Raw genomic sequence first — 16,163 nt, forward strand, 5'->3', positions numbered from 1 at the left:
TATGCAAAGACTAACGAAGATGAATCCCCGCGATACCGTAGCCGTGGCTTTAAGGCCGATTAACGCAGGGGAAGAGCTGAATTTCGAGAATGAGATTCTAAAAGCATTAGAGGATATTCCCCAAGGCCATAAAATCGCCTTAACCAACTTCGGGCCCAACGATGTCGTAACCAAATACGGTTATCCTATCGGGCATGCCACCTCCGCGATTCAACGCGGCGGATGGGTGCATACGCATAATTTGGCGACGAACCTCGAGGGCGAGGAGGAATATGAATATGTTCCCGATCTCCATCCGGTAACGTACCCTAAACGTGATTTGACCTTCCAAGGTTATCGCCGCAAAAACGGAAAAGTCGGCATCCGTAACGATCTCTTCATCGTTCCTACTGTAGGGTGCGTCAATGGGGTTGCCGAGTTAATGATTAAGGAATTCAAGGCGATCCACCCTGATCTGGGTACCTTTGATAATATTACCGTGCTGAAGCATCCCTACGGCTGCTCACAGCTCGGGGATGACCACCGCATGACGCGCAGCATTCTGATGGATGCGGTCAATCATCCGAACGCTGGCGGCGTGCTCGTCTTCGGCTTAGGCTGCGAGAACAATATTGTTGCTGAATTCCGCAGCATGCTGGGCGAACACGACGAAGAGCGCGTGAAGTTTCTCGTGGCGCAGGAAGTCGGAAACGAAGTCGAAGCCGGCTTGGCCTTACTGGAAGAGCTCTATCATGCAGCACAAAACGATCGCCGGGAACCCGTTCCGGTCAGCGAGCTGAACGTCGGCCTGAAATGCGGAGGATCTGACGGATTCTCAGGTATTACGGCGAACCCGCTGCTGGGAGCCTTCTCTGACTTCTTGATCTCCCAGGGCGGAACCTCCGTTTTGACGGAAGTTCCCGAAATGTTCGGCGCGGAGAAAATGCTCATGGCTCGTGCGGAAAACGAAGAGGTATTCGAGGACATCGTACACTTGATCAACGACTTCAAGCAGTACTTCCTGTCCCACGGAGAATCAGTCTACGAGAATCCTTCGCCGGGCAACAAAGCCGGTGGCATCAGTACTCTTGAGGATAAATCGCTTGGCTGTACTCAGAAGGCCGGAACTGCTGCGGTCGTCGATGTATTGCAGTACGGAGAGAAGCTTCGCAAAAAAGGGCTGAGCCTTCTGCAAGCACCGGGTAATGACCTTGTAGCATCCTCCGCGTTAGCTGCATCCGATTGCCATTTAGTCCTGTTTACGACAGGCCGAGGAACGCCATTCGGCAGCTTCGTACCAACGGTCAAAATCGCTACGAACAATGATATATATAACAACAAAAAGCATTGGATGGATTTCAACGCCGGCCCTCTGCTCGATACGCCGATGGATCAGGTTCTTGAGGAATTTATCGATTATGTGATCTCCGTAGCCAACGGCCAGCAAACCCGCAATGAGCAGAATGAAGTTCGCGAGCTGGCGATCTTCAAGACTGGAGTTACTCTCTAGGCTATCGAATAATTATAAAGGAGCTAAGCGGCATGTTTCTAAACGACAACTTCCTATTAACGACAGATATGGCCGAGTCCCTATTCCATGACTACGCCGACAATATGCCTATTATCGACTATCATTGCCATCTTGATCCAAAGGAAATCTACGAGAATAGAAATTTTAAGAATATTACCGAAGCGTGGCTGTACGGGGATCATTACAAATGGCGCTTGATGCGTGCAAACGGTGTGCCGGAATCCCACATCACCGGAGATGCCTCCGACTATGACAAATTTCTGGCCTGGGCAAGAACGGTGCCTAAAACGATCGGCAATCCGCTGTTCAGTTGGACTCATTTAGAGCTTCGCCGTTTCTTCGGCATCGATGAGCTGTTGAACGAAGAGTCTGCACCGCGCATATGGGAGATAGCGAACAAAAAGCTCGCTTCCCCGGATTTCCGGCGCCGCAGTCTCATCAAAACCTCCAAAGTGAAGATCATTTGTACGACCGATGATCCTGTGGACTCCCTGGAATATCACCAGGCACTGCTTAAAGAGGAGCAGGACTTTCATGTGTTCCCAACCTTCCGGCCGGATAAGGCGCTTAACATTGATGCGCCGGGCTTTAAAGATTGGATTGGACGTTTGGGAGAGGCTGCCGGCAGTTCCGTAACCTCATATGCGGAGCTGGTAGACGCGCTTAAGAATCGCGTGCAGTTCTTCCATCAGCACGGGTGCCGTCTATCGGATCATGCCCTCGATGTGCTTCGTTACCAAGCCGGGGATGCCAATACGGTGGAACGGATTTTTGCGAAAAGGCTGGCCGGGGACGATCTTTCCCAGGAGGAAATAACAGTCTATCGCACCGAGCTTCTATCCGCATTGATTGGCATGTATCATGAGATGGACTGGACGATGCAGCTTCACATACACGCCTACAGAAACAACAATACGCCGATGTTCAACAAGCTTGGGCCTGACACCGGTTATGACGGAATCAATGACCTGTCGCTGACCGAATCGCTCTCGCAATTGCTGGATCGTGCGGAAAGCACCAAGGGTTTGCCGAAGACGATTCTGTATTCCCTGAATCCGAACGACTACCCGGCCATCCTGGCTTTGATGGGCTGTTATCAGAAGGATACCCCGGGCAAGCTGCAGTTGGGATCGGGCTGGTGGTATAACGATACTCGCAGCGGAATGCGCCATCAGCTCACGATGTTTGCCGACAACAGCGTACTGGCCAATTTCGTTGGAATGCTGACGGATTCACGCAGCTTCCTCTCCTATACGCGCCACGAATATTTCCGCCGCGTCTTGTGCGAGCTGATCGGGGAATGGGTAGAACGCGGCGAAGCTCCGAACGATGTTGTACTGCTCGGAAAACTGGTCGAAGACATTTCTTATAACAACGCAGCAAACTACTTTGGCTTCAGCACTGGCCAGTAAAGGAGACAGCGCTCATGTTACTGGTTTGTGCGAACAACGAGCAGCTGACGAAAGAGGAAGGAAGGTTTCCCAAGGAAACCTCCCTCCTCTTTCTCTATCCTGCTCTGGAAGCGAACGAGGTGGAAGATAAAGAACAGAGCGGCGATAAAAAGGATATCCCCTACATGAAGCAGAACAATGATCTAAGCCGCAAGCAGGGCGACCAAGGCCAAGGCGGAGACAAGGCCCGGCCCTTCGTGCTTGTATTGCCTGGCGGCGGCTACGAACATTTGGCCGAGCATGAAGGCGAGCCGATCGCTCGCTGGCTGAACAGCCTAGGCATTCACGCAGGGGTGCTCCATTATCAGGTTGGAGATTTTGAATTCACTTCGCTGATTAAGGATGTGGAGGATGCTCTCCAATGGGTACGGGAAGCCCCTAAAGAATGGAGCGTCATTCCTGATCAGGTCGGGATGATCGGCTTCTCGGCAGGAGGGCATTTGGCTTCCATCGCTGCAACGACAGGCGTGGAGAAGCCGAATCTTCTACTGCTAAGCTATCCTGTCATCTCCCTGCATTCGCCACATACCCACGAAGGAAGCCGGGATCATTTTTTAGGAGCCAATCCTAATCCAGAAGTGCTTAATGCCTGGTCATCCGATCAGCAGGTTACTGCCGAGACACCTCCTACCTTCATTTGGACGACCGCTGATGATTCCGTCGTGCCTGTAGAGAATAGCCTGCTACTTTCAGCGGCCTTATCCCGCAACAAAGTCCCTTTTGAGCTTCATGTGTTCGAGGAGGGGCGTCATGGGCTCGGCCTCTCGGACGACCATGCCCACGTTAAGCAGTGGCTAACCCTTGCCGAGAAATGGTTGGGCCAACATCACTATGTAAAGAAAGGAACTTGATGTTGATGAGCCATATCTTGTTTATTGCCGGGGATTCTACAGCAGCTCTCAAAGGGGCCGCCGAGAAGCCGATGACAGGCTGGGGCGAATATTTGCAGAATTATTTCCAGCCCTCCATGCGAGTGGACAACCGCGCAATTAATGGGCGCAGCACGAAGTCATTCCTAGCTGAAGGGCGGCTGGCTGCCATAGAGCAGGATTTCGGCGCGGGCGACTATTTGTTCATCCAGTTTGGGCACAATGACGGAAAAGTGGAAGATCCGAGCCGCTATGCAGATCCAAAACAAGAATATCGCCAGAACTTGAAGCGATTCATTGATTCTGCTCGCGGGCGCGGCGGTTACCCCGTGCTGCTGACCTCGGTGAGCCGCCGCCGCCTCTTGGAAGACGGCACGCTCGACCCTTTCGCGGTAGGCGAGTATCCCTTTGCTATGAGGGAAATCTCCGCTGAGACAGGAACGCCGCTGCTTGATATTTTTGCAGCTTCGCAGCAGCTTTACCAAACCTTTGGGCTCGGCCAATCGAAGCGGCTATTTATGCACCTGCCGGAGCAGGCGCATCCGAATTATCCAGCCGGCATCACCGACGACACCCATTTCTCGGACGAAGGAGCACAGCAAATCGCCAGGCTTGTAGCACTAGCCATCCAGCAATCCGCTGAACTATCTGCTTTACAGCAGCATTTAAAAGGAGAGATCACATGACCGTTCCATTTCATCTCGGGATTCGCGCCCATGATTTCGGACAAGTTCCATTGGAGGATCTTATTCAGAAGCTGCAGCAATATGAGTTTTCACATATTCAATTTGCCATCAAAAAATCTTTCCCGAAAAGCGCGCCGAGCCTTTCCGCGTTAAGCCCGGGTACAGCAACCTACTACGGCAACGCCTTTCGGCGGGCCGGCATTCAAATTGCCGTGCTCGGCTGCTATGTCAATATTGTCGCTCCCAGCCCCGAGGAGGAGACTCAGGCGCTGGCTGACTTCAAAACCAATCTCCGCTTAGCGAGAGATTTTGGCGCCAGTCTCGTAGGGACAGAGACGGGCAGCGTCGGCAAAGGCTACACGACCGATAATTTCACCGAGGAAGCCTTCCAGAGAGTCATCGCTGCGGTACGCGAGATGGTTGCCGAGGCGGAACGTTTTGGGGTTACTGTCGGGATTGAGGCAGGATTGAATCATCCCCTCCATACAGCACCTTTAGCTCGGCGCCTGCTCGACGCGATTCCTTCGAATAACCTGCAAATCATTCTCGACTGCGCGAATTTAATGTCGCCAGATAACTACAAGCGGCAGGATGAAGTCGTTGCCGAAGCATTCGAGTTGCTTGGAAATCGCATAGCCGTCATCCATTTGAAGGATTTTATCGTCCAGGACGGGAAAATCCAAATGGTGCCCGTAGGCAAGGGCTGGCTCAAATTCGAGCCCATTTTGCGCTACATGAAATATGAGCGCCCTCATATTCAAGGCATCATGGAGAGTACAACCGAGCCGCATTTGGCGGAGAGCGTTGCATTTTTGCAGCGGTTGTATGAGGATGTGTAAGCAACGGTCTTAACGTCATATCCCCGGTTCGGCCCGCATTAGCGGGATTTGAACCGGGGATTTTCGTTGGGGCGTGTGAGCCCGCTTAAAGCTCATGAAACGGTTGTTTTAAATATATTAAAGCTTTGTCAGCAAAATATGGAACTTTTTAGGTGGTAATCTTCCTGCACATCTGCTATACCTATGGAGTAGCATATACAGAAATGAAGAGGGTAGGGGGCGAATGGGTTGAAGAGAAAAATAGCGGATTACAAGCCATTATTATGGATTTTGGCTATCCCGGTACTTAATATCTTTTATGGGGTATTGAACCACGGCAATACGACAGTAAGAAGTCTCATGATCTCTTGGGATGACCATATCCCTTTCATATCGGCTTTTATTATTCCTTACATCCTATGGTACCCTTTTATTCTGGCCATGCTGGTCGCTTATTTCATGAAAGACAAAACAACGTACTATCGCACACTGTTCACGCTCTGTCTGGGACTTATCGCCAGTTATATTACCTTCTTCTTCTACCAAACGACGGTAGGTCGTCCGGTGATTACAGAGACGGGGCTAACCTACTGGCTGGTCAATTTCATTTACCAGACGGATGGCCCTTATAACTGTTTTCCGAGCATTCATGTCCTGACCAGTTATTTGATGCTCAAAGGGCTGGCTGAATGCAAATGGTCTGTTTTATCCAAATGGACGATTATTATTGCGTCTTGGACGATTACGGCCTCCACGGTATTCGTGAAGCAGCATGTCGTCCTGGATATTGCCGGGGCGATCGTGCTGGTCGAAGTTTTGTATTTCGTAGTGCGTAAATGGGTTTTCCCAGAGGTTTCAGAAATGAGCGCAATGCACGCCAACCAGCCGCCGCTGCAGGAACCAAGTCTCGAAATCTCACAAGGCAAGTAACCAATGCAAGGGTTGATTTAGTGCCATGGTCTGAGGAGCAATCACGCAAGGGCTGAGAACTGCCGCGGACGCTAGGAACAGGTATCTTTGACTTTAGTGTCAAGACTGTAATAATTCCTGTATTCAGAATTACACTTCCAAGTTGCTGGAATCAACAATTAGCAGTCGCAATTAAGATGCCCCTCGGTAGAAGGGGGGCTGTTTATTCAAGCTCCAGTACTTCCTGTGGTATTTTAATTTTCTTAAGGTTGTTATAGTTAGAATATTTACTCCTCTTCTCCATTTCAATGGAAACCTTGCTTCCAGACACTATCACATAATCCATCTCCATAGATAAACTGATTTCAACAGGATAATACGTATCCTTGTGAACAGTAAACACGATATTCGCTTTCCTGAAGCTTGCCTCGGAATAATTCTCCATCAACGGCTCTCCGCGATCATTCGTCTGGTTCCGGTAACTGTCGGCGAATTTCAGCATCTGGTTGTTATTTAACTTGGCTCGGATGACATAATGCTCTCCTTCTTCATTAACTTCCAGCGCTTCAAGGACGGATTCATAAGGCTTCAGTTGCCGTTCAGGATATCCCCCTTCTCTCATGGCTGGCATTGCTTTTACGCTCAGTTCTTCATTCATCTTCATCCAGTTTCCAAAATTCATATAGATGGCATCTTCCGTCACATATTGCTCTAGATCTAAATCCATTTCCACATCATTGTTCTCCCCACCCATCTTGGTTTCAGACTTTACGTATATCTGGAATGGCTCTTTGATGACCTCGCTCCTCGACCGCATATCGATGATTTCCACCGTAGGAGTCATCTCTGAAATATTGCTTACTATACGCTGATACGAATCCTCTTCGACCGAAAAGCTCTTCAACTGCTTTCCCGCCAAGATAATCCGCTCAATGAGATCTCCAGCCTCTGGCAAATTTGAATTTTGTTTCGGCTTCGCCGAAGATTTTATGTTTGTTCCGGCTTCCGTTTCACGCTTGCCCTCTAAGCCATTATTTGTATCGTTAGTTGTAACGTTGGCCGTTGTGTTTGTACTAGAGTCTGATGTTTTATTCTCAGCAGAATTTACTTCCATTTCAGAAGCAGATTTCGACGTACAGCCCGCCAATAAGCCAATCGCCAGTAGAGCTGTTAACAAAGTCATCCTCGCCGTTCTATGTATCAAAGTACATTTCCTCCTTTATCCATCGTTAAATTCGACCCTTTATTTTTCACATTTCTATAACAAGGTAACGAATGCCCTAATAATTGTCAACGACAAAAAGAACGCCTTTCAGCGTCCCCATATCGTATTTAATCACATTTGCGTCATTCTTACTTGATTTCACAACTGCTATTACCTGCGTCTATCATTATACATAAGTTACACTTACTGCCGCCTCAAAAATCTATGCTTGCTAAGATCAATAGCTGTATCAGCCTCTCAAATCGCAAAAGGGGTAAATTTCGGCACAAAGAATCGAACTGCCTTATTCAGAGCGCTGCTCCGGGAACATAGCTCGGTCGCCGTTGTAACCGGATTTCTGAATTTCACAAACCTATGTCACCTAAGAATATAGCAGCAGCAACAACGCTTGGAGGAACATTTTCCGTACGAATCCTGACATCCATTTTAATAATTTAAATTGTACAACTGGATTTATAGTAATTAGTTTGCGCCCTAAGAGAGAGAAATCAGATTTAAGTGGATTTTTGGACTTCTGTCAAGAAAGTGGACACCTATTAAGTGAAAGTTTATGCCGTCTTCTTCTTGAATTGCGCAGCAAATTGAACCGGCGACAAATAGCCGATTGAACTGTGGATTCGTTTGCGGTTGTAGAAAAATTCAATGTACCTGTAAATGGTCTCGTAAGCCTGTTGTTTGGTCTTGAACTTCGTTCTGTAGATGAGTTCTTTTTTCAAGATGCTGTGAAATGACTCGATACAAGCGTTATCGTAGCAATTCCCTTTACGACTCATGCTAACCTTCATGGAATACGATTCCAGCTTGTCACGGTACTCCTTCGATGCGTACTGTGAACCGCGATCGGAATGGTGAAGCAATCCCTTACCTGGTTTTTTCGCATCATATGCGGCCTCTAGAGCATCTAAGACAAGTTCTGTTGTCATCCGGCCGTAAAGCCGCCAACCCACGATCTCGCGTGTGCACAGATCCATCAGACTAGCCAAGTACAGCCGTCCTTCTCGGCAGGGGATGTAGGTAATATCTGCAACCCACACTTTGTTCGGTTCAGATACGGCAAAGTTCTGGTTCAACTCATTGGGAGCAATGGGTGAGTCATGATTGGAATCGGTCGTCTGCACCTTAAATTTACGGGAGACACAAGAACGCAACCCCAGTTCTTTCATGTAGATGCTAACTGTGCGCTCCGCGATCTGGATACGCTCTTTCCACAGCATTCGGGTAATCTTAGGACTGCCGTAGCGTTCCCCGGAGTCATGAAAATGATACTTGACTCTCTCCAGAACCTTCGCCTTTCGAAGTTTCTGCTCGCTAGGCAATGCCTTTTGCCACTTGTAGAAGCCACTCCGAGACACTTGTAAAACCTTGCACATCTTCTCCACCGAAAACTCGGAGCGATGTTCTTCAATGAATTGGAATCTCAATTCCTTTCTTTGCTGAAGATGTGCAGCGCCTTTTTTAATATAGCGAGTTCTTCCTGGAGATCTTGATTTTCCCGCTCCTTCTCTTGATTCTCCAGTTCCTTATTACGCAGTTGTTGTTCGAGTTGACGCACTCTCTCCGGTGTGACTAAAGATTCCAGCTGGATTTCATCGCGGTAAAGTGCTTTCCAGTTGTGCAACACACCGGCAGATATACCGAGTTCTTCGGCCAACTGCGGCATGGACTTACTTTGCTCTAAAATATACTTCACTGTCTGCTTCTTAAACTCTTCACTGTAACTATTACGTTCCATCCGGACATCTCTCCCTTAAGAATTATTATCTAGGTTCACTTAAGGACTGTCCACTTTTTATTCTAGTTGCATTTATGTCGTAAAAAGAATGGAACTGGTCAATCATGAGCCGGATTCTTGATTTTTGGTGTATGAAATCCACATATTCCCAATAAGTATTGTCCTAGAGTATAGTTAGATACACGATTTCCATTTATATGCGACAGCTTGGTATACACGACCTGGTATTGCACTTGGTATAGGAAGCTAGGGTATAGTATCTTAATATAGAAGTTCTAGGTATAAGCAGCGCACTTTAAACCCTTCCCCGAAAAGAAATGAATCTTCCTCCGCCTCTGTTACTCGTGCAGTTACTCCTGTTCCTGCTTCTATCCCCAACCTTTCGGCGGTTTGCTCCACGGTCGACAGAGCCTCCCTTATTGGCGGGACTTTCCACACCCCATAGGAATGAGGATCGATTCAAGAAACCCATTCTATACGAATTAAGAAGATTTAAGCGCCACTTCAGGCGATTCCTGAGATTGTCGGGAAATGATGAACAGCGTCATCCAAATCAGCATAAACCCAAAAGCCTGCGCCAGCGTAATCATCTCCTGGAAGGCAATCCAGTTAATAACCACGCCAACCATCGGGAAGCTCAGCTCCGCGAGAGTTGCCACGGATGCCTTAGTCGTGGTCAGCCCCTTATAGTAGACAAGCAAGCTAAGCAGGCCTGGCAGCAGCGCTTGACCGAGTAAATTCAAGGATACGGCAGCAAAAGCACCGGACTCAGTAGGAATGTTCCAAGCTGCCCCTTCGTTCCAGGTAATCGCGAATAGCAGAGGCAGAGCCAGCAAGAAACGAAGCGAGGTGACCGTTTCGTATTTCATCTGACCTACCATCAGACGACCCATTACCGTAGAACCGCCCCATAAAGCCGCAGCACCAAGCGATAACAGGCTGCCGACGTGAACAATTTCGCTCCAATGCCCGATTGGCAGTGTAAAGCCAAAGGTCAGCAGATAAGTACCTGCCAGGGCTAGAATTATCAGCCAAGAGAAGTGACGCGGGAGCCGTTCCTTCAGTAGCATTCTCGCCAATACGATGGCAAACAACGGCTGGAGCTTCTGCAGCAGCAGCACAGCATTCGGGTTGCCATTGACGAGTCCCATCGTAAACAGAATGGTAGCTGCGGCCGATCCGCCCCAGGATATGAACAGAAGGGCTCCAGCCTGCTTCCAGCCTAGGCCGCGCAGCTCATCACGATTTTTCCACATAACGGGAATGGCGATTAACGCGATAATGATATGCTCCAGCAGCACAATTTGTGCGGATGTGAGCGACTTAAGCAGAATGATGCGAAATAGCGGGTCGGCTCCCCACAGGGCGGCGCCCAGAACAACCAGCCAAAATCCGCTCTTGGAGCGAGCTGCTTCCAGCGGTCTCGAAGGTTTGATTTTGACTCCTACAGATACATTTTCCATGATGCGTCTCCTTACCTTGAATACGGAGTCTAATGCGCAGAAAACCCCCGTCATCGACAACGTCGATCTTACGGGGGCTGATCAAATAAGCTTGCTTGGGCACAACAAATCCAAAGCATGCTTACCCTTGATCTTCTCCCATCCGGACTTTACCGTCGGCCCTGGAATTGCACCAGATCAGTCGCAGCCTGGTTTCAGACAGCGAGTCGCGGGCTAAAGGCCGTTCAAGGAACGGACTATCACCGCCGGTCAGGAATTTCACCTTACCCCGAAGATCCATATTCAAATTTTTGTATTTTATAAAGCTGTGTTATTACCTTGAATTTAGATTACTACAAATTGATGGTTATTCCTGTGAAGGAAGTCACATCTGAAACCTAGTTTTGACTTGTTTCATGTAATTTCACTTCACTTTCAACCATTATAGCATTTTTCACAGCTGTTGTAATCCGCTTATTTATTCCTCACCTACTTTCTATGCGGTTATCCCAGATGTGTGTATGAACGATGTATTACCAAATTGCGAATGGTTCTCATCACAAGGGAGGTTTGCTACAATGATATATATAAATTTCCATGGAAAAAGAGGTGCCTCCATCTTGCCTAAGCTCCTCGAATTTGAACAATTGAAGAAGAGCCACGCCAATTCTTCGGAAACTCTTCTGTTTAACAAGGTAAGCGCCGCGTTAGCCTGCCATGATCGGATTGCGCTTCTCGGTACTTCCGGGCAAGGCAAAAGCACCTTGCTGCGGATATTATCCCTGCTGGACATCGCCGACGAGGGAGATATCCGCCTAGAAGGCGTATCTTCAAAACAATTCGATCCTATCGAATGGCGCATGAAGATTTGCTATGTGGCACAGCAAGCGGTCATGCTGCCCGGCAGTGTTGAGGATAATTTGCGGACGGTTCATCAGCTTCATCATATTCCTTATGACGTTCAGCTTGTGAACAAGCTTCTATCGCAAGCCGGTCTTGAAGCTATCGACTTAAACAAGAATGCGGCGGATTTATCCGGCGGGGAAAAACAGCGCATAGCCCTAATCCGTTCCTTATTATTGCGACCGAAGATACTTTTGCTGGACGAAATTACGGCCTCACTGGATCAAAGCAATGCCAATCGGGTAGAAAACATGCTCCAGGAATGGCATCGCAAGGAAGGAACCAGCATCATCTGGGTAACGCACCAGCTTGAGCAGGCCGCCCGAATTAGTGATTATGTCTGGTTTATGGACAATCATACATTACTGGAGAGAACATCGACGGATCAATTCTTTGAACAGCCCGAAACAGAGCTTGCCCGCCGGTACCTGCAACAGCCAGCAGACAGGGGGGCATTATGTCTCTCCTAGCACTTAGCTTCACGATTATATTCGTTATGGTCACGATGCTGATCTCCGTATGGCAGAAGCTGGATCTCGAAAAGGATACCGCCATTGGCACGATCCGTGCCGCCGCACAGCTGCTGCTGGTGGGCTATGTCCTTCAGTTTGTGTTTAACAGCAATCATCCTTTGTTCATCATAGCCATTATCATATTCATGATTATCGTCGCTTCAAGAAATGCAGCTAAACGAGGAAAAGGCCTAGAGGGAATCTGGTGGAGAGTGGCCGTGGCCATTACGACAACAGAATTATTAATGATGGGTCTGCTGCTGGGACTGAACATTATTGAGCCCACTCCTCAGTACATTGTTCCGATTAGCGGAATGACGATTGGCAATGCAATGGTGGTGGCTGGCTTGTTCCTGAATCAATTCAAACGCGACATCCATGCTTCGCGCGGGGAGATCGAAACACTGCTGTCACTCGGAGCGACCGCCCGCAGATCGGTTCAGGATGTGATGAAGCGCTCCGTGAAATCAAGCATGATCCCGACGATTGACGGGATGAAGACCGTTGGGCTCGTTCAGCTTCCGGGCATGATGACCGGCATGATTATTGCCGGAGCCAACCCCGTCGAAGCGGTGCGCTATCAGATCCTGATCGTGTTTGCCTTCACCAGTTCAGCCGCCATCACCAGTATTCTGCTGAGCACGCTGAGCTACCGTCAATGGTTTACCAAGGATTTGCGCCTGCGGCAAATTGAATAGCGGTAGAATAACGGTAAAATAGCGCAAAGAATCCGGGGCTCCTATTTGGGAGCACCCGGATTCTTTTATATTTATTTTTTTATTCAAATGCCGGTATCGCGATATCATCATAATTGTCTTGCAGGAACTGCTTCACCTCAGATCCGCTCATCGCCTTAGCCAGCTTCTGCACAGCCTCGGACTCCCGGTTGTCCTCACGCGCTACTAACGTAATCGCAAAGTCGGATTCCGCTGTCTCGGTCAATAGCGCATCCTTCTTCGGCGTTAGACCGAGCGGGCTTGCATAGGCCGGCGTCATCAGTACCAAATCTACATCGTCCAGCATCCGCGCCAGCATGAGCAAATCTACTTCCTCGAACTTATATTTTTTCTCATTCTCGATAATATCTGCTTGCGTCGCATCAATGCCTACGCCTTCCTTCAGCTTGATGATTCCGGCTTTGTCCAGCATATCCAGCGAGCGCCCGATGTTCGACGGGTCGTTAGCGATAGCAATCACCGCCCCATCCGGCAGCTCCTCCATGGATTTGTAGCGCTTGGAGTAAGCACCATATACAGCATGGTAGATCGGCTGAACAGCTACCAGGTTGGCATTTTTATTCTCATTATATTGCTCCATATAAGGAACGTGCTGAAAGAAGTTCACATCCACTTCCTTATTCGCCAGCGCATCGTTTGGCTGAATGTTGTCTGACAATACAACAAGCTCCAAATTAACGCCCTCCTCTTTCAACATCGGTTGAACAAGCTCTAGAATTTCAGTCATTGGCGGAATTAAGGTAGCTATTTTTAACGTGACCATTTCCTGATCCTGCGACTCCGTTTGAGCTTCCGATTGATTCTGCGAAGACGAATTGTCAGAAGTGCTGTTCGCGCCCTGATTGCCGCAGCCGGTAACGAAGACCATAAGTAATGAGAGCATAAGTATCCATTTTTTCATCGTATGTTTCCCTCCAAATATATCTTTAAGTATTTTAATCACTGTACAAATCCCGCTACGAACGTTTATCGAGCAATCTTGAAGCCGTTGTGCCCGCAAACTGTATTCCCTGTACCAACACAATCATCAGAATGATGACCCCGGTCATCAGCTCCGTCTCATAGCGCTGATAGCCGTAGCGGATGGCGAAATCGCCAATTCCTCCTCCTCCGACGATGCCCATGACAGTCGAGTAGGAGATAAAGCTAATCGTTGACGTCGTTAAACCCAGCACCAGACCCGAGCGAGCTTCCACGTACAAAAACTTCACAATCATCTCCACTTTGGACGCTCCCATGGATCGAGCCGCCTCCATCACCCCGCGGGGGACATCCAGCAACGCTTGCTCCACCTGCCTGGCATAAAGCGCGATCGCCACGATCGATAGAGGAATGGAAGCGGCCAACGTGCCGATTGCCGTGCCGACGATCATGCGGGTAAGCGGGATCATAAAGACGACAAGCAGTAAAAACGGGAAAGAGCGGATGATATTCACAAGGCCATTCAGTACCCAGGATAAGGAGCGATTTTCATACAATTGACCCTTGCGGCATAGAAAAAGCAGCGTGCCTGCCGGAAGTCCACAGAGGATGGCAGCTGCCACGGATATCCCCACCATGAGAAAGGTCTGGCCGATGGCCTTCCTAATCTCAGCTTCGTACTGCACCATACTATCGAGAATCACTGAAACATCAAACATCGCACAGCTCCTCCGTCCCCAGCAATTGTTCCCTGTACGATTTCGGACGAGGGGCGTCGGCGGCGTAATTCCGCTTAGTCAATGCGAAGCTATCCGTTAAACGCCCGTCCTCCATGACAGAAACCTGCTTGCAGATCTGTGCCACAACATTCATTTCGTGAGTAACGATAACGATCGTAACGCCCAGGGTCTCATTCACATGCCGCAAAACCGCAAGAATATCATTCGTTGTCTTCGGATCCAGGGAAGAGGTCGGCTCATCGCAGAGCAGCACCTTCGGGCTGTTCGCCAGGGCGCGGGCTATGGCCACACGCTGTTTTTGTCCTCCGCTTAGTGCCGCAGGGTACTCCTCTGCCTTATCCAACAAACCGACGAATTGCAAACACTCACGAACCCGCTCAGCCCGTTCTTTCTTCGGGATTCCGGCTAATTCCAGCGGAACGGAGACATTGCCGCTCACCGTACGGTTCTGCAGCAAGTTGAATTGCTGAAATATCATACCGATCGATCTCCTCGCCTCCCGCAGCTCGCTTTCCCCCATAGCCGTTAAATCTTTTCCTTCGACAATGACGCGACCTGTATCAGGTGCTTCCAGCATATTCATCAGCCGCAGAAGCGTGGACTTTCCTGCGCCGCTTGAGCCGATGATGCCGTGAACGGAGCCTTCCTCGATCGTGAGAGTTATCGCTTGAACCGCGGCCAATTGCCCATTGCGCTGTTGTCCATAGCTTTTACTAACCTCATGCAGTGAAATCATCAGGCTCTCCCCCTTTTTAGCAGCCTGTAAATTGTACTACTAATATCAGACATCTGTTATACTCTTGATCTTCTCATGATTATACGTGATTAATCCCACTGTGTCACTAATTTTAAATAATTCATAAGACAACTTCGAAATAAAAAGCCGAAGGACAGCCACCTGTAAGCGGCCATCCTTCGGCTAATATCAAGAAATCATATCGCAAAACTATTAAATTAATTCTCCAGCCAGCTTTCGTCCCAAATGACGTAGCCTGTGGAATCGTCCCCAGCCGGCCCGTTAAATTTGACATACAGCTCGGTAGTTTGATTAGGAAGCACCATGACGTTCTCCACTACAGTTCCATTCTCGATTTTCCCCGTAGCAAATGCCTGTCCGTCTTTATCGGAAATCGTATATGTTCCCGAATACACTTTGTCTGTCTTAGGCGTCTTAAATCCAACGAGCACGCCTACTTTTTTCGTACCTTCCTTCACTTTAAAGGCAACGCCTTGACCGGCGCTGTTCACACCAGTAACCATGAACGCAGTCTCGTATTGCGTCTCTCCGAATTGCAGCTCTTCCTTATTGCGAGTAATGCCGCTCGCATAATAACTCCACTTAAAGTGCGATACATTGTTTACATTAAAAGGAGTCCGCTCTCCCTTGCCCGGCGTTTCGGCAACCGGCCCCGTCGTGATTGAAATTTGCTGTTTACCCGCATCGTAGCGAATATCCGCTCCAGTAGCTTCAGCTACAGCGCGCAGCGGCACGTAAGTCGTTCCTTTGTAACTGATCGGCACAGCCTTCGCTCCATTAGCGTCCTTCGCCGTCCATGCCTGGCCATTAAGTAAAAATGAAATGCCATGATTCAGGTTTGCCTGAATGCGCTCCAGAGTCGAAGCCGCCGATACCCCGGCAGAAAAGGTCAATAGTATAATAAGAGCCGTCCCGATCATTGCTGTCTTCTTAGATTTAAACTTCAAAATC

The 16,163-nt window shown here is 48.9% G+C and carries 14 protein-coding genes, 1 pseudogene and 1 riboswitch; of the genes and pseudogenes, 8 read left to right on the forward strand and 7 right to left on the reverse strand.

The window, feature by feature from the left end; genetic code table 11:
* Nucleotide 1 precedes the first annotated feature (1 nt).
* The 6 genes from CZ379_RS23940 to CZ379_RS23960 all read left to right on the forward strand — a co-directional run bounded on the left by CZ379_RS23940 (nucleotide 2) and on the right by CZ379_RS23960 (nucleotide 6,264).
* Nucleotides 2–1,489 carry a UxaA family hydrolase gene (locus tag CZ379_RS23940; protein WP_110933911.1) on the forward strand — a complete coding sequence of 496 codons (1,488 nt, stop codon included), beginning with the start codon at nucleotides 2–4 and terminating at the stop codon, nucleotides 1,487–1,489.
* Nucleotides 1,490–1,521: 32 nt separating this feature from the next.
* Nucleotides 1,522–2,922 carry a glucuronate isomerase gene (gene uxaC, locus CZ379_RS23945; RefSeq protein WP_110933912.1) on the forward strand — a complete coding sequence of 467 codons (1,401 nt, stop codon included), beginning with the start codon at nucleotides 1,522–1,524 and terminating at the stop codon, nucleotides 2,920–2,922.
* Nucleotides 2,923–2,936: 14 nt separating this feature from the next.
* Nucleotides 2,937–3,812: an alpha/beta hydrolase gene (locus CZ379_RS26865; protein ID WP_234405000.1), complete on the forward strand. Its 876-nt coding sequence runs from the start codon at nucleotides 2,937–2,939 to the stop codon at nucleotides 3,810–3,812.
* Nucleotides 3,813–3,817: 5 nt separating this feature from the next.
* On the forward strand, nucleotides 3,818–4,516 hold the full coding sequence (locus tag CZ379_RS26870; RefSeq protein WP_234405001.1) for a rhamnogalacturonan acetylesterase: 699 nt from the start codon (nucleotides 3,818–3,820) through the stop codon (nucleotides 4,514–4,516).
* Nucleotides 4,513–5,355, forward strand: a complete 843-nt coding sequence (locus CZ379_RS23955) for a sugar phosphate isomerase/epimerase family protein (RefSeq protein ID WP_110933913.1) — start codon at nucleotides 4,513–4,515, stop codon at nucleotides 5,353–5,355. The genes CZ379_RS26870 and CZ379_RS23955 overlap by 4 nt, the downstream gene beginning before the upstream one ends.
* A gap of 228 nt (nucleotides 5,356–5,583) precedes the next feature.
* Nucleotides 5,584–6,264 carry a phosphatase PAP2 family protein gene (locus CZ379_RS23960; protein WP_110933914.1) on the forward strand — a complete coding sequence of 227 codons (681 nt, stop codon included), beginning with the start codon at nucleotides 5,584–5,586 and terminating at the stop codon, nucleotides 6,262–6,264.
* A 202-nt stretch (nucleotides 6,265–6,466) separates the two neighbouring features.
* On the opposite strand, the gene CZ379_RS23965 is transcribed toward CZ379_RS23960, so the two are convergent.
* The 3 genes and pseudogenes from CZ379_RS23965 to CZ379_RS23975 all read right to left on the reverse strand — a co-directional run bounded on the left by CZ379_RS23965 (nucleotide 6,467) and on the right by CZ379_RS23975 (nucleotide 10,663).
* On the reverse strand, nucleotides 6,467–7,447 hold the full coding sequence (locus tag CZ379_RS23965; protein ID WP_199925754.1) for a DUF6612 family protein: 981 nt from the start codon (nucleotides 7,445–7,447) through the stop codon (nucleotides 6,467–6,469).
* Nucleotides 7,448–8,016: 569 nt separating this feature from the next.
* Nucleotides 8,017–9,200: pseudogene (locus CZ379_RS23970) on the reverse strand (IS3 family transposase).
* Between the two features lie 482 nt (nucleotides 9,201–9,682).
* The gene (locus CZ379_RS23975) at nucleotides 9,683–10,663 is read right to left on the reverse strand and encodes a DMT family transporter (protein WP_110933916.1); all 981 of its coding nucleotides are present in this window, start codon (nucleotides 10,661–10,663) and stop codon (nucleotides 9,683–9,685) included.
* Between the two features lie 126 nt (nucleotides 10,664–10,789).
* Nucleotides 10,790–10,943, reverse strand: a riboswitch (FMN riboswitch).
* A 277-nt stretch (nucleotides 10,944–11,220) separates the two neighbouring features.
* On the opposite strand from CZ379_RS23975, the gene CZ379_RS23980 reads away from it, so the two are divergent.
* Complete coding sequence (locus CZ379_RS23980; RefSeq protein WP_110933917.1) at nucleotides 11,221–12,015, forward strand: ABC transporter ATP-binding protein; 795 nt, start codon at nucleotides 11,221–11,223, stop codon at nucleotides 12,013–12,015.
* Nucleotides 12,003–12,755 carry an ABC transporter permease gene (locus CZ379_RS23985; protein WP_110933918.1) on the forward strand — a complete coding sequence of 251 codons (753 nt, stop codon included), beginning with the start codon at nucleotides 12,003–12,005 and terminating at the stop codon, nucleotides 12,753–12,755. The genes CZ379_RS23980 and CZ379_RS23985 overlap by 13 nt, the downstream gene beginning before the upstream one ends.
* 79 nt (nucleotides 12,756–12,834) lie before the next feature.
* On the opposite strand, the gene CZ379_RS23990 is transcribed toward CZ379_RS23985, so the two are convergent.
* From CZ379_RS23990 to CZ379_RS24005, 4 genes are all read right to left on the reverse strand, one after another.
* Nucleotides 12,835–13,695, reverse strand: coding sequence for a MetQ/NlpA family ABC transporter substrate-binding protein (locus tag CZ379_RS23990; RefSeq protein WP_110933919.1), 861 nt, complete (start codon nucleotides 13,693–13,695; stop codon nucleotides 12,835–12,837).
* Nucleotides 13,696–13,750: 55 nt separating this feature from the next.
* The gene (locus CZ379_RS23995; protein ID WP_110933920.1) at nucleotides 13,751–14,434 is read right to left on the reverse strand and encodes a methionine ABC transporter permease; all 684 of its coding nucleotides are present in this window, start codon (nucleotides 14,432–14,434) and stop codon (nucleotides 13,751–13,753) included.
* On the reverse strand, nucleotides 14,427–15,191 hold the full coding sequence (locus CZ379_RS24000) for a methionine ABC transporter ATP-binding protein (RefSeq protein ID WP_110933921.1): 765 nt from the start codon (nucleotides 15,189–15,191) through the stop codon (nucleotides 14,427–14,429). Before CZ379_RS24000 ends, CZ379_RS23995 begins: the two co-directional genes overlap by 8 nt.
* A 218-nt stretch (nucleotides 15,192–15,409) precedes the next feature.
* On the reverse strand, nucleotides 15,410–16,159 hold the full coding sequence (locus CZ379_RS24005) for a stalk domain-containing protein (RefSeq protein WP_234405003.1): 750 nt from the start codon (nucleotides 16,157–16,159) through the stop codon (nucleotides 15,410–15,412).
* Nucleotides 16,160–16,163: the final 4 nt, after the last annotated feature.

It is taken from the genome of Paenibacillus bouchesdurhonensis, from assembly GCF_900155685.1.
Taxonomy (GTDB): Bacteria; Bacillota; Bacilli; order Paenibacillales; family Paenibacillaceae; genus Fontibacillus; species Fontibacillus bouchesdurhonensis.